This is a genomic window from Bacteroides sp. AM44-19 (assembly GCF_003603395.1).
In the GTDB taxonomy this organism is placed as follows: Bacteria; Bacteroidota; Bacteroidia; order Bacteroidales; family Bacteroidaceae; genus Bacteroides; species Bacteroides uniformis.
On record NZ_QTNB01000022.1, the window covers coordinates 1 to 22,163 of the forward strand.

The following is a 22,163-nucleotide window of genomic DNA, read 5'->3' on the forward strand; positions in this document are numbered from 1 at the left end:
TATTTAATTTTTAACCGACTAGTGACCAAAAAATTTTTAGTGGACACTAGTGAGTCTTTGTATTAATAACAAAGGAAGTGAATAAAGTTCAAACAAATGTACTTTTGGACATAAAAAATCTTATTCTACTCCTACAAAAAAACAAGGGATATGTTTGCAAACATATCCCTTGTGCTATACTTAAATGCTAGTGTACTCACATTTGGAGGCTATAATATCTCATTGCCTCCATCCAATTCTTACCAGCTGCGGTAAGAATGTGCTTAAATGAATTTGCAATCTTCTTTTTCATAATCTTAAAAAATTAAACTAATACCTGAAAACTAAAATTCAATACTTCACGAAAGGGGGGGAATGCTTAAAGCATTACGTAACCCCAAATGTTCTTATCGGCTTCGCCGACATGCTTAAAAAAACTCTTTAACATTTTCATTTTGTTATCCTCCTAAAATCAATCTTGTTATCCTTAAAAAATCTACTAGTTTTCTATTGTTTTCATGTTTTACAACACAAAAATAGAGCCTTTGTTCAAGATAACAAGCAAAAAACGGATAGAAAACATGTTTTATAACACATTTCTTGACTTAGGTCAATTTTTAGGGAGAAAGTGCAAGGATATTGACATACCATTGTAATAAGTCTGGGACATTCTGGCAGAAAGGGGACAAACTGTCACAGACAAAAAAGGCAGGATACTTAATAAAGCACCCTGCCCCTATTCATTACATAAAGTATTCTCTACTTTTCAGGAGTCTGCTCCAATGTAGCCACCAAGAAATCATAGAACTTGGAAACAGTAGGAATTAACGCACGCTCGTCCGGTGAATGCGGAGAACGCAAAGTGGGACCGAAAGAAATCATATCGAGTCCTGGACAATTGGCACCAATAATACCGCATTCCAGACCTGCGTGAATAACCTTCACGGCAGGTTCCACACCAAACTGCTGCTTATAGGACAGCTTCATGGCATGCAGTATAGGAGAATCCACATTAGGCTGCCATCCGGAATAGCCACCACTCAATTCCACCTTCATACCTGCCATAGCGAAACAAGCTGTCAGGCTGTCTGCCAGGAAATCCTTCATCGTATCGCAAGAACTACGCGCCAAAATACGAACTTCGGCCTTACCGTCTGCAATGATTACGATAGCCAAATTGGAGGAAGTTTCTACAGTATCGGGAACAGTAGGAATCATACGCATCACACCATTCTGGCAAGCCATCAACACGTTAATCATATTATCCTGGATTTCTGAAGGAACAACGGCAGTGGGTAGAGTTACCTCTTCTATACTCAGGGTAATACCACTTTCAATCGGAGCATATTCGTCATTCAGTTGTGCCTCGTATTCCTTCATATAATCTTCCAAACCGTCCATATCCTCAAGATTGAACACCAATACTGCATGTGCTTCGCGAGGGATAGCATTACGCATATTACCACCTTCAAAACTTGCCAGCTGGGAGTCAAACTCAATCAGCAAATCATGTACGATGCGTGCCAGCAATTTATTGGCATTACCGCGCCCTTCATTGATTTCCAAACCGGAGTGACCGCCACGCAAACCTTTCAGCGTAATCTTACGAGCAACGAAATCGGCCATAGGCGTCTCCTCCTTATATTCCAAAGTAGCAGTAATATCAAGACCACCGGCACAGCCGATATAGAGTTCGCCTTCGTCCTCAGAATCAAGGTTCAGCAGAATTTCCCCTTGCATAGTTCCGGGTTTCAAACCGAATGCACCATACATTCCCGTTTCTTCATCCTTGGTTATCAGAGCTTCCAATGGGCCATGCTTCAAGTTATTATCTTCGAGCACCGCCATAATGGCAGCTACTCCCAAACCATTATCTGCTCCCAGCGTGGTTCCTTTGGCTTTCACCCAATCACCCTCAACATAGGTTTCAATGGGATCTGTTGTAAAATCGTGAATAGTATCGTTGTTCTTCTGAGGCACCATGTCCATATGCGCCTGAAGGATGATGCCTTTGCGATTTTCCATACCCGGAGTGGCAGGCTTACGAATAATAACATTGCCGACCTCGTCGACAAATGATTCCAACCCCAAGCCTTTTCCAAAATCAATAAGGAATTTGGTAATCTTCTCCATATGTCCTGACGGACGGGGAATCTGGGTCAGTGAATAAAAGTGCTTCCATACATTCTGTGGAGCTAACTGTAAGATTGTACTCATAATTCTAAAAAGTTAGTTTTCGCAAATATAACGGTTTATTCCCGGAAAGTACAATAAACCGGGATTTTTCTAAAGTACTAAATCATCAGCTATCTTAAACATGGCTTTTACATCTTCACATATTGCGATAGAACATCTGCACCTAATATAGCTACCATATTTAGGAATTTCTCCCACTTCTATATCCAAGCAACAATATCGTTTAAAGAAACCAATCTTCCAACAACCTTTAGGCTTCAGTACTTATAAGGAAGTACTGAAGTACTTGCAAAGAAGTATTACAGTACTTTTAAAGGAGTACTCTCTATAAGTACTGTCTCTGTCCTCTAACACAAGAAGTGACAATATAGGAACCCACCACAAGAAACGTCTATTTCTTTGCCCTATTCGCCAATGCCAGGTGCAACGACCCGTAGATGCCTAACACTATCACCAGCAACGTCTGTATGCCATGCACTATCAGAGCAAATATACCCGCATCCGTAGCATTTACCCCATAAAGCATCATCATAGTGATGACAGCAAAGTGCCAGGGTCCTGCCCCGTTGGGCGTGGGAACAATGACTGCAAACGTTCCGCCGACAAACATCACCAGCCCGGCAAGGAAACTAAGGTGCTCCGTAAACTGGAAGCAATAGAAAGTTATATAGAAATGATAGAAATAGCATAGCCAAATAAGTAAAGTGTAAAGAACAAACAAAGGCACATTCTTCACATTCTTAAGCGACATCACACCTTCCCATATATTCAAGACTACTCCCTTTACCTTTTCAAAAAAAGAAAGCATACGCAACAGAAAATAGAGAAGTACCAAAACACCAATAATAGAAAAAAGAGCCACATAAAACCAAGGGGAAGTCACAAGATGCACCAGCGAAGGAATCTTGGTGCCCGTCTCCTCGAAAAAACGGAAAAAGACAGGCATCTGCGCCAAAAAAGTAATCCCCGTAATCAGCAGAATGCAAAGCGTATCTACCAACCGCTCCGTCACCACCGTCCCCAGGGACTTTGCAAAGGAAACATTATCATATTTGGCAAGTACTCCACAACGCGAAACCTCTCCCACACGGGGCAGTACCAGATTGGTGGCATAAGATACAAAAATGGCATCAACGCAATCGCTTGTTTTGGGATGAGCATCCAGCGGCTCCAAAGTCTGCTTCCAACGCCAGCCTCGTAACACATGGCTCATCACACCGAAGAACAAGGACAACAACATCCACCACCAGTTCGTCTGATGAAGGAGAACTTCTTCTGCCTTTGAAAAGTCAAAATCACGATATACCCAATAGAGGATAAAACCACCCAATAAAATGGGTAAGATGATTTTCAACGTCTTTTTTAGCAGCTTATTCATACGATATTCCCAAATTCTTCATTCTTCATTCTTCATTCTTCATTGAAAAGAACTACCTTTGCTCCGTGTAAAGATAGGTTGTTGTTCACACTACAGCCTACGTTTACGGAGCAAAAGTAATGATTTAGTTGATACATGAGAGTAGTTAAACCTAAAAAGTTTCTCGGGCAACACTTCCTGAAAGACCTGAAAGTGGCACAAGACATTGCCGACACGGTAGATGTCTGTCCCGAAATTCCCATCCTCGAAGTTGGTCCGGGAATGGGAGTACTGACCCAGTTTCTTCTGCCCAAAGAACGCAACGTCAAAGTAGTAGAACTGGACTACGAGTCAGTGGCCTACCTACGGGAAGCCTATCCGCAACTGGAAGACAACATTATTGAGGACGACTTCCTCAAAATGAACCTGCAACGGTTGTTTGGCGGGCAACCTTTTGTGCTGACGGGAAACTATCCTTATAATATCTCCAGCCAGATATTCTTCAAAATGCTGGAATATAAGGATCTGATTCCCTGCTGTACGGGTATGATACAAAAGGAAGTAGCCGAGCGCATAGCCGCCGGGCCGGGCAGCAAGACATACGGAATCCTAAGTGTACTGATACAAGCATGGTACAAAGTGGAGTACTTGTTTACGGTACACGAACATGTCTTCAACCCGCCCCCAAAAGTTAAAAGTGCCGTCATCTGCATGATGCGCAATGAAACGCACGATTTAGGCTGCGACGAGAAATTGTTCAAGCAAGTAGTGAAAACCACGTTCAACCAACGACGCAAGACTCTGCGGAACTCCATAAAACCGATACTCGGCAAAGACTGTCCACTGACGGAGGACGTATTATTTAATAAACGCCCGGAACAACTGTCCGTACAGGAATTTATTCAGCTGACCAACCAAGTGGAACAGGCATTGAGAACGATTAATGATTAATGGCTAGTGATTAAACACGAACAATCATGGAAATAGACGAAGAATACATAGACAAAGTCAAAAGCCTGATAGAACAGAAAGACGCGGAAAACGTCAAAACACTTTTGACCGATCTTCACCCGGCGGATATTGCAGAACTGTGCAATGACCTCGGCTTGGAGGAAGCCCGCTTCGTTTACCGCCTCCTTGACAACGAAACGGCAGCGGACGTACTGGTTGAAATGGACGAAGACATCCGGAAAGAATTCCTGGAACTTCTTCCTTCGGAGACCATTGCCAAGCGTTTCGTGGATTATATGGACACGGACGATGCCGTAGACCTGATGCGCGAACTTGATGAAGACAAGCAGGAGGAAGTACTTTCGCACATCGAAGATATAGAACAAGCCGGTGACATCGTTGACCTGCTGAAATATGATGAAGACACTGCCGGTGGTTTGATGGGTACGGAAATGGTGACTGTCAATGAAAACTGGAGTATGCCGGAGTGCCTGAAGGAAATGCGCCTGCAAGCTGAAAAGCTGGATGAAATTTACTACGTATACGTCATCGACGACGAAGACCGTCTGCAAGGGGTATTCCCATTGAAGAAAATGATAACTTCCCCTTCTGTCTCCAAGGTAAAGCATGTGATGCGGAAAGATCCTATCTCCGTCCATGTAGATACCCCCATTGACGAAGTGGTACAAATCATCGAAAAGTATGACTTGGTGGCAGCTCCTGTTGTAGACAGTATCGGGCGTCTGGTAGGCCAGATTACCGTAGACGACGTCATGGACGAAGTCCGCGAACAGTCGGAACGTGATTACCAGTTGGCATCCGGTTTGTCCCAAGATGTAGAAACGGACGATAATGTCATGCGCCAGACTTCTGCCCGCCTTCCATGGTTACTTATCGGTATGTTAGGTGGTATAGGCAACTCCATGATATTGGGTAACTTCGACACGACTTTCGCCGCCCATCCGGAAATGGCCCTTTATATTCCGTTGATTGGTGGTACGGGGGGAAACGTGGGAACCCAGTCGTCTGCCATCATCGTGCAAGGCCTTGCCAACAGCTCACTGGATGCCAAAGACACCTTCAAGCAGGTAGCCAAGGAAGCAGTAGTGGCGGTCATCAATGCCACCATCATCTCCCTGCTGGTATACATCTATAATTTTATCCGGTTCGGAGCTACGGCTACGGTCACTTATTCCGTCTCCATCAGCCTCTTTGCAGTCGTCATGTTCGCCTCCATCTTCGGAACGCTAGTCCCCATGACTTTAGAGAAACTGAAGGTTGACCCGGCCATTGCCACCGGCCCGTTTATCTCCATTACCAATGACATTATAGGCATGATGCTGTACATGGGTATCACTGTCTTACTGTCATAAAAACAAGAAAATAGAAAAAAATCAAGGCAAATTGTATGAAGTAATCATTTTATTTCATTAATTTGTAGCCTAATGTAACCCGAACGGGAGGAACCCGTTTCTAAAAAAGTAAATACAATGACGGACACTCATGACACTAATCTCCCCGAAAAGCCGGTGGAATTAGAAGAAGAAAAGAAGGCAGCAGAGGTTTCTGAACCGGCAACAACAGAAACTCCCGCTGAAGAAATCGTTTCGGAAAAGCCGGTAGAGCCAGTTCAGAAGCTCACGAAAGAGGAAATACTTGCCAAACTCAAAGAGGTGGTTGCAGACGTGGAGAACGTGGCAAAACCTGAAATAGACGGTTTGAAGCAATCTTTCTACAAGCTGCACAATGCTGAGCAGGAAGCGGCCAGAAAACTGTTCATTGAAAACGGAGGCGCCGCGGAGAACTTTGTTCCACAAACAGACAGTGTGGAAGAAGAGTTCAAGAATATCATGTCCGTCATCAAAGAAAAAAGAAGCGCACTCACAGCCGAACTGGAGAAGCAGAAGGAAATGAACCTGCAGGTAAAGCTTTCCATCATCGAAGAGCTGAAGGAGCTGGTTGAATCTCCAGATGACGCCAACAAGAGCTATACGGAGTTCAAGAAACTACAGCAGCAATGGAACGAAGTTAAACTCGTTCCGCAAGCTAAGGTCAACGAGCTTTGGAAAAACTACCAATTGTATGTTGAGAAATTCTATGACCTTCTGAAACTGAACAATGAATTCCGCGAATACGATTTCAAGAAGAATTTGGAAATCAAGACACATCTCTGTGAAGCTGCCGAAAAGCTGGCGGATGAAGCGGATGTAGTTTCAGCTTTCCATCAGTTACAGAAGCTACATCAAGAATTTCGTGATACAGGGCCGGTAGCCAAGGAACTACGCGACGAAATCTGGGCACGTTTCAAAGCTGCCTCTACAACCGTAAATCGACGTCACCAGCAACATTTCGAAGCGTTGAAGGAAGTGGAACAACACAATCTTGACCAAAAGACCGTAATTTGCGAAATCATAGAAGCCATCGACTACAAAGAACTGACAAACTTTGCTTCTTGGGAGAGCAAAACGCAAGAAGTCATCGCACTTCAAAACAAATGGAAGACCATCGGTTTCGCTCCGCAAAAAATGAACGTGAAGATTTTCGAACGTTTCCGCAAAGCGTGCGACGAGTTCTTCCGTAAAAAGGGAGAGTTCTTCAAGACCCTGAAGGAAGGTATGAACGAAAACCTGGAAAAGAAGCGTGCCTTGTGCGAAAAAGCAGAAGCTCTTAAGGACAGTACCGACTGGAAAGTAACTGCCGATGAACTGACCAAACTTCAGAAAGAATGGAAAACCATCGGTCCGGTAGCAAAGAAATATTCGGATGCCGTATGGAAACGTTTCATCTCCGCTTGTGACTACTTCTTCGAACAAAAGAACAAAGCCACTTCTTCACAGCGCAGCGTAGAGCAGGAAAATCTGGAAAAGAAAAAAAACATCATCGAGAAACTGAATGCTATCGATGACCAAATGGATACGGAGGAAGCTACCCAACTGGTACGCGACCTCATGAAAGAATGGAACGGCGTAGGACATGTACCTTTCAAAGAGAAAGACCGAATCTATAAGCAATACCATAGTCAGATAGACAAATTGTTTGAACGCTTCAACATCAGTGCCTCCAACAAGAAGCTAAGCAATTTCAAGTCGACTATCAGCTCCATTCAGGAAGGTAGTCCACAAGCCCTTTACCGGGAACGTGAGAAGCTGGTACGTGCCTTCGACAATATGAAGAACGAGCTCCAGACATATGAAAACAATCTCGGCTTCCTGACCACTTCTTCCAAGAAGGGAAATAGTCTGCTGACAGAAATCAACCGCAAGGTGGAAAAGCTGAAAGCAGACATCGAGCTTGTGAAAGAAAAGATAAAAGTGGTGGACGAGAACATCAAAAACCAAGGATAACGTAACAAGATAAGACTTAATAAAAAAGGAACCCGCCCCTACAGCTATGCAGCCGTGGGGGCGGGCCTACTTTTATACCCCTTATCAATGATGGAACAGACGGATACCCGTGAACGACATGGCAATGCCATATTTATCGCAAGTTTCAATCACATGGTCATCGCGTACAGAACCACCCGCTTGGGCAATGTAATCTACTCCACTCTTATGGGCACGCTCAATATTGTCTCCAAAAGGGAAGAATGCATCCGAACCCAAAGAAACACCTTTCAATGTATCCAACCAAGCCCGTTTTTCTTCACGGGTCAGCACTTCAGGTTTCTCCGTAAAGAACTGCTGCCAAACACCGTTAGCCAGCACATCGTCATGGTCTTCACTGATATAGACATCAATCGTATTATCACGGTCGGCACGGCGGATTTTCTCTACCCATGGCAAATTCAACACCTTCGGATGCTGGCGTAAATACCAAATGTCGGCCTTGTTGCCCGCCAAGCGAGTACAGTGGATACGGCTCTGCTGGCCGGCACCAATACCGATAGCCTGACCGTCCTTCACATAGCATACAGAATTCGACTGCGTATATTTCAAAGTGATAAGGGCTATCATCAAATCACGTTTCGCTGCTTCCGGGAAATTCTTATTCCGAGTAGGAATATTCGCAAAGAGTTCATCTCCATTCAGCTTTATCTCATTACGTCCCTGCTCAAACGTGATACCAAAGACATCCTTATGTTCAATCGGGGCAGGCTTATAGCCGGGACTTATCTGAATCACATTGTAAGTTCCTTTACGCTTTTCCCTCAAGATAGCCAGTGCTTCGTCCGTATACCCCGGAGCAATAACGCCATCCGAGACCTCGCGGTTAATAAAACGTGCAGTAGCCTCGTCGCACACATCACTCAAAGCGATAAAGTCACCATAGGAAGACATACGGTCGGCACCGCGGGCACGCACATATGCGCAAGCAAGCGGAGAGAGCGGAAGATTATCCACAAAATAAATCTTCTTCATTGTCTCGTTGAGTTCCAAGCCGATGGCGGCACCCGCCGGACTGACGTGTTTGAATGAAGTTGCAGCAGGCATACCGGTCGCCTCTTTCAGTTCCTTTACCAACTGCCATCCATTCAAGGCATCCATAAAATTAATATACCCCGGACGTCCATTCAAAACCTCAATAGGTAACTCCCCCTCCTGCATGAAAATGCGAGCCGGCTTCTGGTTAGGGTTACAGCCGTACTTCAGTGCTAATTCTTTTGCCATAAAATTCTGCTTTAATGTTGAAATGCTACAAATTTACAGAATATTTCCGGCTTACAGAAGCCTTGTCACTGAATTTGCCACCGAATGCCTACACTGAAATTTTCGTACATGGTCGAAAAGCAACAAAAAACCACTAAAACTTGCGATTTTAGTGGTTTTTTGACTTAAATAAGGTAAGTTCGTTGGGCTACCTGGATTCGAACCAGGAATGACAGGACCAGAATCTGTAGTGTTACCATTACACCATAGCCCAATTGTTATTATTTCCGTTTTGCGGTTGCAAAGATACAAAGATTTCTATAAATCAAAACAAAAACAAGTATTTTTTTCGCAAAAAACTGATAAGATACCGTAATCCAAAGGATTATATAACTAAAAAAAATCAAAAATTGAAAGAGTTTTCCTCTTTTGCGTGTTTGATATGAGAAATCAACGTATATTTGTCAACTGTTTTAATATAATAATGTATAATGAACGAAACGAAGAAACTGATTCAACAGATAACAGAAGGTATTCAAGATAAAAAAGGAAAAAAAATCGTCATCGCAGATCTGACAAAAATCGACGATACAATATGCAATTATTTCGTCATCTGCCAAGGAAACTCTCCCAGCCAAGTGACAGCCATTGTAGAATCCATCAGGGACTTCACACGCAAGGGTGCCGATACCAAGCCCTTTGCCGTAGACGGGCTGCGCAATGCCGAATGGGTAGCTATGGACTACTCGGACATATTGGTGCATGTCTTCCTGCCTGAAACAAGGGAATTCTACAATCTGGAGCACCTATGGGCAGACGCCAAATTAACTCAAATTCCTGACCTCGATTAATCAAAACGTATGGACAATAATACCAACAAGAAACCCAATAAAGTGAATATGCCCAAGTTCAACCTGAACTGGCTGTATATGATTATAGCGATGATGTTGCTGGGGTTGTACCTGACCAATGAAAGTGGTACGGCAACTAAAAACATCTCTTATGATGAATTCCAGCAATATGTACGAGACGGTTATATAAGCAAAGTCATCGGCTACGACGACAATTCCGTCGAAGCATACGTCAAACCCCAGCACGTAGGAAACGTATTTCGTCAGGACTCCAGCCGCGTAGGCAAGAATCCGCTTATTACGACCGAGGCCCCCTCACGCGAGAGCCTAGGTAATTTCCTGCAAAAGGAAAGAGACGACGCCCACTTTGACGGCTCCATTAACTACGAAAAAAAGCGGAACTACTTCGGTGCCATTTTGTGGCAGATTCTCCCCTTTGCATTCCTTATCGGTTTCTGGATTTTCATGTCCCGCCGCATGAGCGGTGGTGGAGGCATGGGCGGAGGTGGAGGCATCTTCAGCGTAGGAAAGTCCAAGGCCCAATTGTTTGAAAAAGGTTCCCCCATCAAGATTACATTCAAGGATGTGGCAGGACTTGCTGAAGCCAAGCAAGAGGTAGAAGAAATTGTCGAGTTCTTGAAAGAGCCCCAGAAATATACCGATTTGGGAGGTAAGATACCCAAGGGCGCCTTGCTGGTAGGCCCTCCGGGAACCGGAAAGACCCTGCTTGCAAAGGCCGTGGCCGGAGAAGCCAACGTACCTTTCTTCTCTTTGGCAGGTTCCGACTTTGTGGAAATGTTTGTCGGCGTGGGAGCTTCCCGTGTCCGCGATTTGTTCCGCCAAGCAAAGGAAAAAGCGCCTTGTATCGTGTTCATCGACGAGATTGACGCTGTAGGGCGTGCCCGTGCCAAAGCAGCCGCTATGGGTGGCAACGACGAGCGCGAGAACACATTGAACCAGTTACTGACCGAGATGGACGGTTTCGGCTCCAATAGTGGTGTTATCATCTTGGCCGCCACCAACCGCGTGGACGTTTTGGATAAGGCATTGCTGCGCGCCGGACGTTTTGACCGCCAGATACATGTAGACCTACCCGACCTTAATGAGCGTAAGGAAGTATTCGGTGTACACCTGCGCCCCATCAAGATAGACAATAGTGTGGATGTAGACCTTCTGGCACGCCAGACTCCCGGATTCTCGGGGGCAGACATTGCCAATGTATGTAACGAAGCAGCTTTGATAGCCGCCCGCCACGGCAAAAAGTTTGTCGGAAAGCAAGACTTCCTGGACGCTGTAGACCGCATTGTGGGTGGGTTGGAAAAGAAAACCAAAATCACTACCGAGGCCGAACGCCGTTCCATTGCCATACACGAAGCCGGCCATGCCAGTATCTCCTGGTTACTGGAATACGCCAATCCACTGATTAAAGTAACCATTGTACCCCGTGGACGCGCTTTGGGCGCGGCTTGGTATCTGCCGGAAGAACGGCAAATCACCACTAAGGAACAGATGCTCGATGAGATGTGTGCCACCTTGGGAGGACGTGCTGCCGAAGACCTATTCTTAGGTAGAATATCCACCGGAGCCATGAATGACTTGGAACGCGTGACCAAGCAGGCGTACGGTATGATTGCCTATCTGGGTATGAGCGAAAAACTCCCCAACCTCTGTTACTATAATAATGAGGAATATTCCTTCAACCGCCCGTATAGCGAAAAGACTGCGGAACTGATTGACGAAGAAGTGAAGCAGATGGTCAACGAACAGTACGAACGTGCCAAGAAAATATTGTCCGAAAACCAAGAAGGGCACAACCGGCTGGCACAACTGCTGATTGACAAAGAAGTAATCTTTGCCGAAGACGTTGAACACATCTTTGGGAAACGTCCATGGGCTTCCCGTTCGGAAGAAATCAGTGCAAACAAGACTGCTGCCGAGCTGAAAAAAGCGGAGCAAGAAGAAGAGCAAAAAGCCATAGAAGCAGAAAAGGAAGTTAAGGAAGAAGAAGAAAAGCATGAAAAATAACTTTATCCAACGTGCCGTTACCGGCGTGTTATTCGTCATAGTATTGGTGGGCTGTATTCTTTACAGCCCCCTTTCGTTCGGTATACTGTTCACCATTATCAGCGCACTGAGCGTACATGAGTTTGCCCAATTAGTCAGCAAGAGCGGCGAAGTAAGCATAAACAAGACCATCACTGCATTGGGGGGAGCCTACCTTTTCCTTGCATTGATGAGTTTCTGTACCCAGCAGTCTGTAGGAGCACGGGTATTCCTTCCTTATTTGGGACTATTGCTCTACATGATGATTACGGAACTTTACCTCAAGAAAAAGAATCCGACGGGTAACTGGGCCTACTCCATGCTAAGCCAATTGTACGTGGCACTCCCCTTTGCCCTGCTGAACGTACTTGCTTTTCAGAATTCCCCGGAAACGGGCAGTGTGACCTACAACCCTATTCTACCGCTTTCCATTTTCGTATTTATCTGGTTGAGCGATACAGGTGCCTATTGCGTAGGTTCGCTGATAGGCAAACACCGTCTGTTCGAACGCATCTCACCTAAAAAATCCTGGGAGGGCAGCATCGGCGGCGGAATATTCTCCATCGCTTCCTCTCTTGGCTTTGCACATTTCTTTCCTTTTATGCCAGGATGGCAATGGGTAGGTCTGGCAATCGTTGTCGTCATTTTCGGCACTTGGGGCGATCTGACCGAATCACTCATGAAACGCCAATTGGGCATCAAGGATTCCGGTAACATTCTGCCGGGGCATGGAGGGATGCTCGACCGTTTCGACAGTGCACTGATGGCAATTCCTGCAGCAGTTGTTTATCTATATGCCTTGACGATGTTCTAACGACGACTCACATGACCAAACTTACATAAAACAAATATAAAAAGAGCACCCGGGCAAGATGAATAACATCAAAATCCCGGGTGCTCTTTCTAACTATATACTCTCGCAAACTCTTTCTTACTTCAACTGCATATTGGACAAATCCACATTAGTAGTCAGCTTTTCATTACTCCCCGCAGTTTTCAAATCAAAGGTTACTTCCACCTCTCCATTCTCTTCTGAATTGAGTTTCAACTTGATGCCTTTGGTTTCAGAAGGGATGTCCAGACTGTTCAAGTTATAGGAGACAGCACCAGGACTACGACGTCCCGTCAAGTCATCATAGTCGTTATAGCGGAGTTCCAAATGGACATATCCATCTTCGCCATACAAAGCATCATCTTCTTGCGGACGCACCAGGCTGATGCGGTGTTTATTATCAGTCGAAGATGGCAGGTTCTGCATGAAAAAAATGTTCATATAGCCACCACTGATGGTAATATCACCTTTATATATAAGCACGGGGTCATTACCGAATTCCTCTTCGGTTTCGGGAATCAGCATCTCCACCTCTTTCGTCAAGACGTTCTGCAGACGCAGCAGCTTCACAGCATGGTCATATCCTGCATAGTTGTCCCACAAAGGATTGAACACGGTAATCACACGCTGCCCATCCACAGCATCATACCACCCAATGTCCGTATTTACCGGCCAGAGTGTCCCCCAGACATCGCAGTTTAAATAAAAGGCATTTCCCGTAACACGCACAGTAGCCCACAAAGGCGGGGTAAAATTACCCAAAGAATATCCGTCGTTATCATCACATGATTGCAAAGCGGGCATCACTGCCAAACATATTGCCATAAATAACCAATGTAGCTTTTTCATAATCAAAGTTCTTTTCATTTGTTTCTGTATAGAAAATACAAAAGCCGGGCATTTACTGCACCGGCTTTCCCCATTTTAACAAATTCTTAATTTTTCGACTATTCCTCCCTGCTCCTCCTCAACAATGCCACCATCTTGCGGGCAGCATGTTTGGGTGCCCCTGCCTCTCCCAGACGGGATGCCATATACTCATATCCCTCGAGCATCTGACGGCGGTATTCCTTATCGTACAAAATGCGGTTCAGCTCCGAGCGTACCTGCTCTACCGTCATGGTATCTGCAACCAGCTCTTTCACCACCTCCCGGTTGGCTATGAGATTGACCAGGGAAATGTACTTCACTTTCAGTATATGCCGTTTCAGGAAAGCGATAACCTTCCCTATCGGAGTATGGTAACATACCGCTTGCGGCACACGAAACAGAGCTGTTTCCAGCGTTGCCGTCCCCGAAGTGACCAGTGCAGCCTCTGCCTGCCTCAACAAAGGGAATGTCTTGTTGAAGATAATCTTCACGTCCACCCCACCCACATAACGTTTGTAATACTCGGGGGAAATACCCGGAGCACCGGCCAGCACCAGTTGATAATCGGGAAAAGAAGCTGCCGCACGAAGCATGTCGGGCAGATTGTCCTTGATTTCCTGCTTGCGGCTACCAGCCAGCAGAGCAATAACGGGTTTGGCCGAAAGTCCGTTTGCCCGGACAAAGTCGTCGAATGTCTCTGAGCTGGAAGCAAGAAAAGCCGTCACTTCATCCACTGTCGGATTGCCGACATAATGTATCGGATACCCGTGCTTCCCTTCAAAAAACTCCACCTCGAACGGTAGGATGGAGAACAGCTCATCCACATCCCGTTTAATATTCTTGATGCGGTATTCCTTCCATGCCCAAATCTTGGGAGAAATATAATAAAAGACAGGAATCCTTGTGTTGGCATGGACAAACTTGGCTATATCCAGATTAAAGCCCGGATAGTCCACCAAAATCAGCACATCCGGCTGCCACGCAACAATATCCTCCTTGCAGCGCTTCATATTGGCAAAGATGGTGCGCAGATGCAGCAATACGGGAATGAACCCCATATACGCCAACTCTTTGTAATGCTTCACCATCACACCGCCCACTGCAGCCATGAGGTCACCTCCGAAGAAACGGAACTCCGCTTGCGAGTCCTCCTCCTTCAATGCAGCCATCAGATGGGAGGCATGCAGGTCGCCGGAAGCTTCACCGACAATCAAGTAATACTTCATATCAATTGATAATTGTCAATTAATTCAGAACCATGCTTTCAGTTCATCAATCAAGCCGTATGCCGTTGCATCCACCGTGGTCGGGGTGATTGCCACATAACCGTTATCAAGCGCCCAATGGTCATTCTTCTCATTTTCGGCATCGTTGTTCTCAAACTCGCCGGTCAGCCAGTAGTAATGGGCATCTCCTCTATGGGCAAAGTTTTCCCATTCATTACTCCATTGCCCCTTGGTTTGTTCGCAAATCTTCACACCCTTCAATTCTTTGGTATCGGGGAAGTTGACATTGAGGCATGTCAACGGAGGGAGTCCTTTCTCCAATACCAGCCGGGCTATCTCGCGGATGTAAGGACCTGCGGGCTCAAAATCAGCGTTCGGCTCATGGTTGCAAAGGGAGAATCCGATGGAAGGCACTCCTTTCAGGCATCCCTCTATCACAACGCCCATCGTACCGGAATAATGCAGGTTTACAGAAGAATTGTCGCCGTGGTTGATGCCGCCTACCACCAAGTCGGGCTTGCGGTCGAGCACCGTATGAAAAGCCAGCTTCACACAATCGGTCGGCGTACCGGAACACTTGTATACCGTCAGCCCAACATCCTTACGGACCAACTGGTAGTGGATAGGTTCCGTTACAGTCAGCGCACACGCACTTCCAGAGCGGGGTGCATCCGGCGCCATTACCACAATCTCGCCCAGCGGACGGAGGAATTTGATTAACTCGCTAATACCTTTCGCAATGATGCCGTCATCATTGGAAATCAATATCAAAGGTCTCTGATTTTCCATAACTTTCTTTTTTATTATCGTGCAAAAGTAGCTAAAAAGGCTTTAAACAGAATACTACAAAGATAATAATTCTTTTGTATTCAAAGATATTTTCAGAAAAGGCTAACTTTGTACCGACAATAGTTGGAATATAATCATTCATAAAATCCATGCTATAATGAACACTTTTTGCCATTCTACCATTGCTGCACGCATCGAGACGGCAGCTGCCGCAATTATTCTGTTTCTAACAACCCTGACAAGCTGTGGCAGGAGCAGTTCTCCCGAGCCACTTGACCAATGGAATGACGGGACATCTACGCTTCACACGGCAGACCCGGTCATTGCAGAAGGCCGGAAGCTCTTCAACGACAAAGAATACCAAAATTTCCGACTCACCGGAGAAGCCCTCACACAACCCGGCTCCGAAGCAGGCCTCCTCTTTCATACGGACGGCGAGTCCGGTTATGAAGTGATATTCCGTAACGGAGACATCGACGGCACACGCAAGAGCGGCTCACTCGCCTCGGTGCGCAACCTCTATCGCTCACTCGCAAAAGATGGAGAATGGTTTGACTTCGAGATAACCGTACGCGGACAAAACATCATTGTCTGCATTAACGGGACCGAAGTTGTTTGTTATACCGAACCCGGACACCCATATCGCACAGAGGAGCACGCCCGGCAACTGCTGAGTCAAGGTTCCATTGCCCTGCAAGGCATACACGGCGAAGTGTCATTCCGGAATCTCGCCATCGAACAGCTTGCCAAGGAGGCACGCAACGAAGCCGACACGCTTGCTCCGGTAGACGAGCGCACGGATGAGATAATCAGGCTACAGCAGCACGATTTCCCAGTTATAGACTATCACGTTCACTTGAAAGGAGGGCTGACGAAGGAAATGGCACACGCCATGTCCATGAATTACGGTATCAACTATGGTGTCGCCCCCAATGCTGGAGAAGGAGGCGTAGGACGTATGCTGGCCGATGACAAAGAAGTGTACGACTATTTTAATGAAGTAAAAGGGATGCCATTCCTGTGCGGTGTACAAGGTGAGGGACGCAAATGGACGGCAACTTTCTCGCAGGAAGCCTTGGGGATTTTCGATTACCTGTTTACCGACGCCATGACCATCATAGACCACAAGGGACGTAATTCGCGCATCTACCGGGCCGAAGAAGCACTCTTTGATGACATTACGCTTGAACAGTATATGGACCACCTTGTCGACCAAACAGTCCTTATTCTGACCAACGAGCCTGCCGACATTTATGCCAACCCTACCTTCTTGCCCGATACTATGGCGCATGATTACGACAAGTACTGGACGGACGGACGCATTGAACGCGTATTGGATGTATTGCAACAACATGGAATCGCTCTGGAAATCAATGCACGCTACCGGATTCCCAGTTTCGAGATTATCCGTCGCGCCAAAGCACGTGGAATCAAATTCACATTCGGTACAAACAATGTCGATGCCGACTTCGGACGACTGGAATACTGCGCCGAAGCCATCAAGCAATGTGGCCTCACAGCCGACGATATATGGTTCCCGTCGATGAGCACACGCCGCTCCCGCCCCATTGTCATATACAACCGATTCGAGTAGCAGGGAACAACCGCTGTCATCTTCACCAACAGAAACGATACACCTATGGACATTCTTCTCATCATCTTGGGCATCCTCTGCCTGATTGTCGGATTGGCAGGCTGCATCCTGCCTATGATTCCGGGACCGCCCGTAGCCTATGCAGGCTTGTTGCTTCTACATTTCACGGACAAGGCGCAGTTTTCCACCACGCAGTTACTTTTATGGCTGGCAGCAGTCGTCCTTGTACAGATACTGGATTATTTCGTCCCGATGCTGGGCAGCAAATACAGCGGAGGCAGTCGGTGGGGAACGCGCGGCTGCCTCATAGGCACCATCGTAGGGTTGTTCTTCATGCCTTGGGGCATCATCCTCGGCCCCTTTCTCGGAGCCTTTGCCGGCGAACTGATGGGAGGCAGCAAGACAGACCAGGCCTTGAAATCGGGGCTGGGCTCGCTGCTTGGATTCTTGCTGGGCACAGTAGTGAAATGTGTGATGAGTGCGTACTTCTGCTGGGAGTTCGTCAAAGCCTTGGTCTGACACCAGCTCCTCTCCTTCTGCCCGGGAACAACTTATCCCCCGACCATCTTCCACACGGTAGTCCATCTGCATGAGATGTACATCTCGAGCAACATGAGATGCACGTTTCAAACAACACGAGATGTACATCTCATGCAAGTAGAGAGAATAGTCCAAGCCAATGTCTTCCATTGGTTTACAAATCTTAATCTTCTGCAAGCGAGACAAAAAATCAGCTTCATTTCAAGATAAATACGTATATTTGCCCACTAAACAGAGAAAGAACGCTTTACGCGCAATTTACAAGAAGAAAAACAGCGGTAAACGTCTGTGAGTTATTAACAAAACAGCCGACTTATCAACCGTTTTTGCAATCTTTCTCCAAATTTGTAGGCGCTATCCGGAATTATCACTTATTTCGCTGCCAATAAATATTGAGATTATGGGAAAAATAATTGCTATGGCTAACCAAAAGGGTGGTGTAGGCAAGACTACGACGACAATCAACCTCGCAGCCTCACTCGCCACGCTTGAAAAGAAAGTGCTCGTTGTAGATGCCGACCCGCAGGCCAATGCCTCCTCAGGATTGGGTGTGGACATCAAGCAGTCGGAATGTACTATCTACGAGTGCATTATTGACCGTGCAGACGTACGCGAGGCCCTTCATGACACGGAGATAGACACACTGAAGGTAATCTCCTCCCACATCAATCTGGTAGGTGCCGAAATAGAGATGCTCAATCTGAAAAACCGCGAAAAGATACTGAAAGAAGTACTCGCTCCGCTGAAGAATGAGTTTGATTATATCTTGATAGACTGTTCCCCGTCTTTGGGTCTGATTACGGTCAACGCACTGACTGCCGCCGATTCGGTAATCATCCCCGTACAAGCGGAATATTTTGCACTGGAAGGCATCAGCAAATTGCTGAATACCATTAAAATCATCAAGTCCAAGCTGAACCCTGCCCTCGAAATCGAAGGCTTCCTGCTGACGATGTACGACTCGCGTCTGCGCCAGGCCAACCAGATTTACGATGAAGTGAAACGCCACTTCCAGGAATTGGTATTCAACACCGTCATCCAGCGCAATGTGAAACTGAGCGAAGCTCCCAGCTACGGCCTGCCCACCATTCTCTATGACGCAGACTCAACCGGAGCCAAAAACCACATGGCACTTGCCAAGGAATTGATAAGCAGAAACGAAAAGAAGTGATTATAGTGGTTAGTGATTAATGATTAGTGATAAATACCATATTTACAATGCACAAACAAATCATCCCGTATGGTTAAATTGTAAATCGTCAAATAGTAAATAAACAGATGGCACAAAGAAATGCATTAGGACGCGGGCTAGACGCCCTCTTCTCCATGGATGAAGTAAAGACCGAAGGCTCCTCCTCTATCAATGAGATAGAGCTGTCGAAGATTACGGTCAATCCCAACCAGCCCCGTCATGAATTCGACCCGGTTGCGTTGCAGGAGTTAGCCGATTCCATCTCCGAAATCGGCATCATACAGCCCATCACCCTGCGCAAGCTTAGCGACGACGAATACCAGATTATCGCCGGCGAGCGTCGTTTCCGTGCTTCGCAGCTTGCCGGACTGACAAGCATCCCTGCCTATATCCGCACTGCAGATGACGAGAACGTCATGGAAATGGCGCTCATCGAAAACATACAGCGCGAAGACTTGAACTCCGTAGAAATAGCCCTCGCTTACCAGCATCTGTTGGAACAATACGGACTGACGCAGGAACGCCTCAGCGAACGCGTAGGTAAGAAGCGTACCACCATTGCCAACTACCTGCGCCTGCTCAAACTGCCCGCCCCCGTCCAGATGGGACTGCAGAACAAGCAGATAGACATGGGACATGCCCGCGCTTTGGTAACGCTTGGCGATCCCAAACTGCAAGTGAAGATTTTCGAAGAAATCCTGGAGCACGGGTATTCCGTACGCAAAGTGGAAGAAATCGTAAAGTCACTGAGTGAAGGCGAAAGCGTGAAGAGCGGTGGTCGTAAGATTGCCCCCAAGCGCGCCAAACTGCCCGAAGAATTCAATATGCTGAAACAACAGCTCTCGGGCTTTTTCAGTACCAAGGTGCAGCTAACCTGCTCGGAGAAAGGAAAAGGTAAAATCAGTATCCCGTTCAATAACGAAGAAGAATTGGAACGTATCATCGGCATTCTTGATACGCTGAAGAAATAAATGAGGAAAAAAGGAAGAATATATCAGTTAGCCATTGCCCTGCTGCTCTGTTTTTTACAGATGGCAGGGATTGCTATGTATGGTCAAGACCGTCCACGTGCCGCTTCCAAGCGTGCGCAGCGGCATCAGACCGATACACTCAACACCGTGGTGAACCGGGACAGCCTCACTGTTGCCGACAGTCTTGCAGCCGAAAACAAGCGGAAGATGCTGGAAATGACTGCCAGCCCCGACCTGAAGGAACAGCCCGTGCCTACAGACAGTCTGCAAAAGGCCATCGACCCCAAAAGGTGGGTACCTAATCCCACAAAAGCCACCTGGCTTGCCCTCGTCATTCCCGGCGGTGGACAAATTTACAACCGCAAGTATTGGAAACTGCCCATCTTCTATGGAGGATTTGCCGGTTGTGCCTATGCCCTTACATGGAACAGCAAGATGTACAAGGACTATTCGGCCGCCTACAAAGATGCCGTAAATGGTAATTTCAACTCCAGTACCATTACCGACTTGCTGCCTCCCAACTATAACTATACCGAAAGCCAGCTGACGGAGACACTACGGAAGCGTAAGGATACCTTCCGACGATACCGCGACTTGAGCATCTTCGCCTTTATCGGTGTATACCTGCTGTCCGTTGTCGACGCATACGTAGACGCAGAGCTGTCCAACTTTGACATCACCCCCGACCTCAGCATGAAAGTGGAACCTGCCATAATCAACAGCCAGATGACTGGTTCCTCTAATAAGAACGTCGGCGTGCAATGCAGTTTCCGATTCTAAAAACGAAAATTAAAGCATAAATTATTACCTAATGACACACAAGGCCATATATATGAAAAGAATTATTCTCGGTTCCTCGCTTCTGTTTTGCGCCCTCTTCACCGCTCCGGCCATGCATGCGCAAGAAAGCGTGGAAGTGCTTATCCGCGAAAACGGCACGGAACGCCAGGAATCCATCGAGCTGCCCAAAAGCATGACCTATCCGCTGGACAGCCTGCTCAATGACTGGAAAGCCAAGAATTACATAGACTTGGGAAAAGACTGCAGCACCTCTACCGTAAACCCGATGTTCAGTGACTCTGTATACATAGACCGGTTGTCGCGCATGCCGACCGTCATGGAAATGCCATACAACGAGATTGTGCGCAAGTTCATCGACATGTATGCCGGACGTCTGCGCAACCAGGTTGCCTTCATGCTGAGCGCCTGCAACTTCTATATGCCCATCTTCGAAGAAGCGCTGGATGCCTACGGCCTGCCGCTCGAGCTGAAATACCTGCCCATCATAGAATCCGCTCTCAACCCTTCTGCCGTATCCCGCGCGGGAGCCTGCGGACTATGGCAGTTTATGCTCGCCACCGGAAAGATATACGGACTGGAAAGCAACAGCCTCGTAGACGAACGCCGTGACCCGATAAAGGCGACCTGGGCGGCAGCACGCTACCTGAAGGACATGTATGACATTTACAAAGACTGGAACCTGGTGATTGCCGCCTACAACTGCGGTCCGGGCACCATCAACAAAGCCATCCGCCGCTCGGGAGGGAAAACCGATTATTGGGAAATCTACAACTATTTGCCCAAAGAGACACGCGGCTACGTGCCCGCCTTCATTGCCGCCAACTACGTAATGACCTACTACTGCAAGCACAACATCTGCCCCATGGAAACCGACATTCCGGAAGCAACCGATACGGTGCAAGTAAGCCGTAACCTTCATTTCGAGCAGATTTCCGACCTATGCGGCATCAGCCTGGACCAGATAAAGAGCCTGAATCCCCAATTCAAGAAAAGCATCATCCCCGGAGAGAGCAAGCCGCAGACGCTACGCCTCCCCATCAACTACATCAGTGCCTTCATTGACAAGCAAGACACCATCTATGCCCACCGCAGTAACGAGCTGTTCAAGAACCGCAGAGTCGTGGCCGTTTCCAATACACGCTCGACGGCACGTAGCAGCAAAGGCAGTACCGCTACGGGGAATGTCACCTACCACAAGATACGCAGTGGCGAGAATCTCGGCAGCATTGCACGGAAATACGGTGTCACTGTCAATCAGTTAAAAAGTTGGAATGGATTGCGCAGTACCAGAATCTCCGCAGGAAAGCGCTTGAAGATTTATAAATAAAGACATAAACGCTTGCCCGGTGTTGAAAATTGCTTATTTTTGCAAAAAGTGAAGTGAA

The 22,163-nt window shown here is 46.9% G+C and carries 18 protein-coding genes and 1 tRNA gene; 12 read left to right on the forward strand and 7 right to left on the reverse strand.

Features of this window, described 5'->3' with window-relative positions; genetic code table 11:
• Positions 1-738: 738 nt before the first annotated feature.
• Together DW947_RS19260 and DW947_RS19265 are read right to left on the reverse strand one after the other, a co-directional pair.
• A complete protein-coding gene (locus DW947_RS19260) occupies positions 739-2,196 on the reverse strand; it encodes an aminoacyl-histidine dipeptidase (RefSeq protein ID WP_005835191.1) in 1,458 nt (485 codons plus the stop codon).
• Between the two features lie 370 nt (positions 2,197-2,566).
• Positions 2,567-3,553, reverse strand: coding sequence for a lysylphosphatidylglycerol synthase transmembrane domain-containing protein (locus tag DW947_RS19265; RefSeq protein ID WP_005824021.1), 987 nt, complete (start codon positions 3,551-3,553; stop codon positions 2,567-2,569).
• Positions 3,554-3,688: 135 nt separating this feature from the next.
• Here DW947_RS19265 and rsmA point away from each other — a divergent pair, with 135 nt between their 5' ends.
• The 3 genes from rsmA (at position 3,689) to DW947_RS19280 (ending at position 7,827) form a co-directional block, all read left to right on the forward strand.
• Positions 3,689-4,483 carry a 16S rRNA (adenine(1518)-N(6)/adenine(1519)-N(6))-dimethyltransferase RsmA gene (gene rsmA / locus DW947_RS19270; RefSeq protein WP_005824025.1) on the forward strand — a complete coding sequence of 265 codons (795 nt, stop codon included), beginning with the start codon at positions 3,689-3,691 and terminating at the stop codon, positions 4,481-4,483.
• Between the two features lie 26 nt (positions 4,484-4,509).
• The gene (gene mgtE, locus DW947_RS19275) at positions 4,510-5,856 is read left to right on the forward strand and encodes a magnesium transporter (protein WP_005824027.1); all 1,347 of its coding nucleotides are present in this window, start codon (positions 4,510-4,512) and stop codon (positions 5,854-5,856) included.
• A 117-nt stretch (positions 5,857-5,973) separates the two neighbouring features.
• A complete protein-coding gene (locus tag DW947_RS19280) occupies positions 5,974-7,827 on the forward strand; it encodes a DUF349 domain-containing protein (RefSeq protein ID WP_005835188.1) in 1,854 nt (617 codons plus the stop codon).
• An 84-nt stretch (positions 7,828-7,911) separates the two neighbouring features.
• On the opposite strand, the gene DW947_RS19285 is transcribed toward DW947_RS19280, so the two are convergent.
• Complete coding sequence (locus tag DW947_RS19285; protein ID WP_005824030.1) at positions 7,912-9,090, reverse strand: phosphoribosylaminoimidazolecarboxamide formyltransferase; 1,179 nt, start codon at positions 9,088-9,090, stop codon at positions 7,912-7,914.
• A 182-nt stretch (positions 9,091-9,272) separates the two neighbouring features.
• Positions 9,273-9,343 (reverse strand) — tRNA-Gln (locus DW947_RS19290).
• 217 nt (positions 9,344-9,560) lie between these two features.
• On the opposite strand from DW947_RS19290, the gene rsfS reads away from it, so the two are divergent.
• Genes rsfS through DW947_RS19305 form a run of 3 tightly spaced genes read left to right on the forward strand, consistent with a single transcriptional unit; the run spans position 9,561 to position 12,777 of the window.
• A complete protein-coding gene (gene rsfS, locus DW947_RS19295) occupies positions 9,561-9,920 on the forward strand; it encodes a ribosome silencing factor (protein ID WP_005824036.1) in 360 nt (119 codons plus the stop codon).
• A 9-nt stretch (positions 9,921-9,929) separates the two neighbouring features.
• Positions 9,930-11,945, forward strand: coding sequence for an ATP-dependent zinc metalloprotease FtsH (ftsH, locus tag DW947_RS19300; protein ID WP_016274133.1), 2,016 nt, complete (start codon positions 9,930-9,932; stop codon positions 11,943-11,945).
• Positions 11,935-12,777: a phosphatidate cytidylyltransferase gene (locus tag DW947_RS19305; protein WP_009037172.1), complete on the forward strand. Its 843-nt coding sequence runs from the start codon at positions 11,935-11,937 to the stop codon at positions 12,775-12,777. The genes ftsH and DW947_RS19305 overlap by 11 nt, the downstream gene beginning before the upstream one ends.
• A gap of 117 nt (positions 12,778-12,894) precedes the next feature.
• On the opposite strand, the gene DW947_RS19310 is transcribed toward DW947_RS19305, so the two are convergent.
• The 3 genes from DW947_RS19310 to surE all read right to left on the reverse strand — a co-directional run bounded on the left by DW947_RS19310 (position 12,895) and on the right by surE (position 15,680).
• The gene (locus DW947_RS19310) at positions 12,895-13,644 is read right to left on the reverse strand and encodes a NigD-like protein (protein WP_034529009.1); all 750 of its coding nucleotides are present in this window, start codon (positions 13,642-13,644) and stop codon (positions 12,895-12,897) included.
• A 98-nt stretch (positions 13,645-13,742) separates the two neighbouring features.
• The gene (gene lpxB, locus DW947_RS19315) at positions 13,743-14,891 is read right to left on the reverse strand and encodes a lipid-A-disaccharide synthase (RefSeq protein WP_016274136.1); all 1,149 of its coding nucleotides are present in this window, start codon (positions 14,889-14,891) and stop codon (positions 13,743-13,745) included.
• A gap of 24 nt (positions 14,892-14,915) precedes the next feature.
• Positions 14,916-15,680, reverse strand: coding sequence for a 5'/3'-nucleotidase SurE (gene surE, locus DW947_RS19320; RefSeq protein ID WP_117963709.1), 765 nt, complete (start codon positions 15,678-15,680; stop codon positions 14,916-14,918).
• 157 nt (positions 15,681-15,837) lie between these two features.
• On the opposite strand from surE, the gene DW947_RS19325 reads away from it, so the two are divergent.
• The 6 genes from DW947_RS19325 to DW947_RS19350 all read left to right on the forward strand — a co-directional run bounded on the left by DW947_RS19325 (position 15,838) and on the right by DW947_RS19350 (position 22,105).
• A complete protein-coding gene (locus DW947_RS19325) occupies positions 15,838-17,274 on the forward strand; it encodes a DUF1080 domain-containing protein (RefSeq protein WP_044467423.1) in 1,437 nt (478 codons plus the stop codon).
• A 45-nt stretch (positions 17,275-17,319) separates the two neighbouring features.
• On the forward strand, positions 17,320-17,793 hold the full coding sequence (locus tag DW947_RS19330) for a DUF456 domain-containing protein (protein ID WP_035450190.1): 474 nt from the start codon (positions 17,320-17,322) through the stop codon (positions 17,791-17,793).
• A gap of 421 nt (positions 17,794-18,214) precedes the next feature.
• Positions 18,215-18,985, forward strand: coding sequence for a ParA family protein (locus tag DW947_RS19335; RefSeq protein WP_008665665.1), 771 nt, complete (start codon positions 18,215-18,217; stop codon positions 18,983-18,985).
• A gap of 107 nt (positions 18,986-19,092) precedes the next feature.
• A complete protein-coding gene (locus DW947_RS19340; protein WP_005824054.1) occupies positions 19,093-19,977 on the forward strand; it encodes a ParB/RepB/Spo0J family partition protein in 885 nt (294 codons plus the stop codon).
• Complete coding sequence (locus DW947_RS19345; RefSeq protein WP_005824056.1) at positions 19,978-20,757, forward strand: DUF5683 domain-containing protein; 780 nt, start codon at positions 19,978-19,980, stop codon at positions 20,755-20,757.
• A 52-nt stretch (positions 20,758-20,809) separates the two neighbouring features.
• On the forward strand, positions 20,810-22,105 hold the full coding sequence (locus tag DW947_RS19350; protein ID WP_200998832.1) for a lytic transglycosylase domain-containing protein: 1,296 nt from the start codon (positions 20,810-20,812) through the stop codon (positions 22,103-22,105).
• Positions 22,106-22,163: the final 58 nt, after the last annotated feature.

Excerpts from the sequence above, each read along its gene's own strand:
- DW947_RS19260 (WP_005835191.1), bottom strand. The coding sequence starts at position 2,196 with ATGAGTACAATCTTACAGTTAGCTCCACAGAATGTATGGAAGCACTTT.
- DW947_RS19265 (WP_005824021.1), bottom strand. The coding sequence starts at position 3,553 with ATGAATAAGCTGCTAAAAAAGACGTTGAAAATCATCTTACCCATTTTA.
- rsmA (WP_005824025.1), top strand. The coding sequence starts at position 3,689 with ATGAGAGTAGTTAAACCTAAAAAGTTTCTCGGGCAACACTTCCTGAAA.
- mgtE (WP_005824027.1), top strand. The coding sequence starts at position 4,510 with ATGGAAATAGACGAAGAATACATAGACAAAGTCAAAAGCCTGATAGAA.
- DW947_RS19280 (WP_005835188.1), top strand. The coding sequence starts at position 5,974 with ATGACGGACACTCATGACACTAATCTCCCCGAAAAGCCGGTGGAATTA.
- DW947_RS19285 (WP_005824030.1), bottom strand. The coding sequence starts at position 9,090 with ATGGCAAAAGAATTAGCACTGAAGTACGGCTGTAACCCTAACCAGAAG.
- rsfS (WP_005824036.1), top strand. The coding sequence starts at position 9,561 with ATGAACGAAACGAAGAAACTGATTCAACAGATAACAGAAGGTATTCAA.
- ftsH (WP_016274133.1), top strand. The coding sequence starts at position 9,930 with ATGGACAATAATACCAACAAGAAACCCAATAAAGTGAATATGCCCAAG.
- DW947_RS19305 (WP_009037172.1), top strand. The coding sequence starts at position 11,935 with ATGAAAAATAACTTTATCCAACGTGCCGTTACCGGCGTGTTATTCGTC.
- DW947_RS19310 (WP_034529009.1), bottom strand. The coding sequence starts at position 13,644 with ATGAAAAAGCTACATTGGTTATTTATGGCAATATGTTTGGCAGTGATG.
- lpxB (WP_016274136.1), bottom strand. The coding sequence starts at position 14,891 with ATGAAGTATTACTTGATTGTCGGTGAAGCTTCCGGCGACCTGCATGCC.
- surE (WP_117963709.1), bottom strand. The coding sequence starts at position 15,680 with ATGGAAAATCAGAGACCTTTGATATTGATTTCCAATGATGACGGCATC.
- DW947_RS19325 (WP_044467423.1), top strand. The coding sequence starts at position 15,838 with ATGAACACTTTTTGCCATTCTACCATTGCTGCACGCATCGAGACGGCA.
- DW947_RS19330 (WP_035450190.1), top strand. The coding sequence starts at position 17,320 with ATGGACATTCTTCTCATCATCTTGGGCATCCTCTGCCTGATTGTCGGA.
- DW947_RS19335 (WP_008665665.1), top strand. The coding sequence starts at position 18,215 with ATGGGAAAAATAATTGCTATGGCTAACCAAAAGGGTGGTGTAGGCAAG.
- DW947_RS19340 (WP_005824054.1), top strand. The coding sequence starts at position 19,093 with ATGGCACAAAGAAATGCATTAGGACGCGGGCTAGACGCCCTCTTCTCC.
- DW947_RS19345 (WP_005824056.1), top strand. The coding sequence starts at position 19,978 with ATGAGGAAAAAAGGAAGAATATATCAGTTAGCCATTGCCCTGCTGCTC.
- DW947_RS19350 (WP_200998832.1), top strand. The coding sequence starts at position 20,810 with ATGAAAAGAATTATTCTCGGTTCCTCGCTTCTGTTTTGCGCCCTCTTC.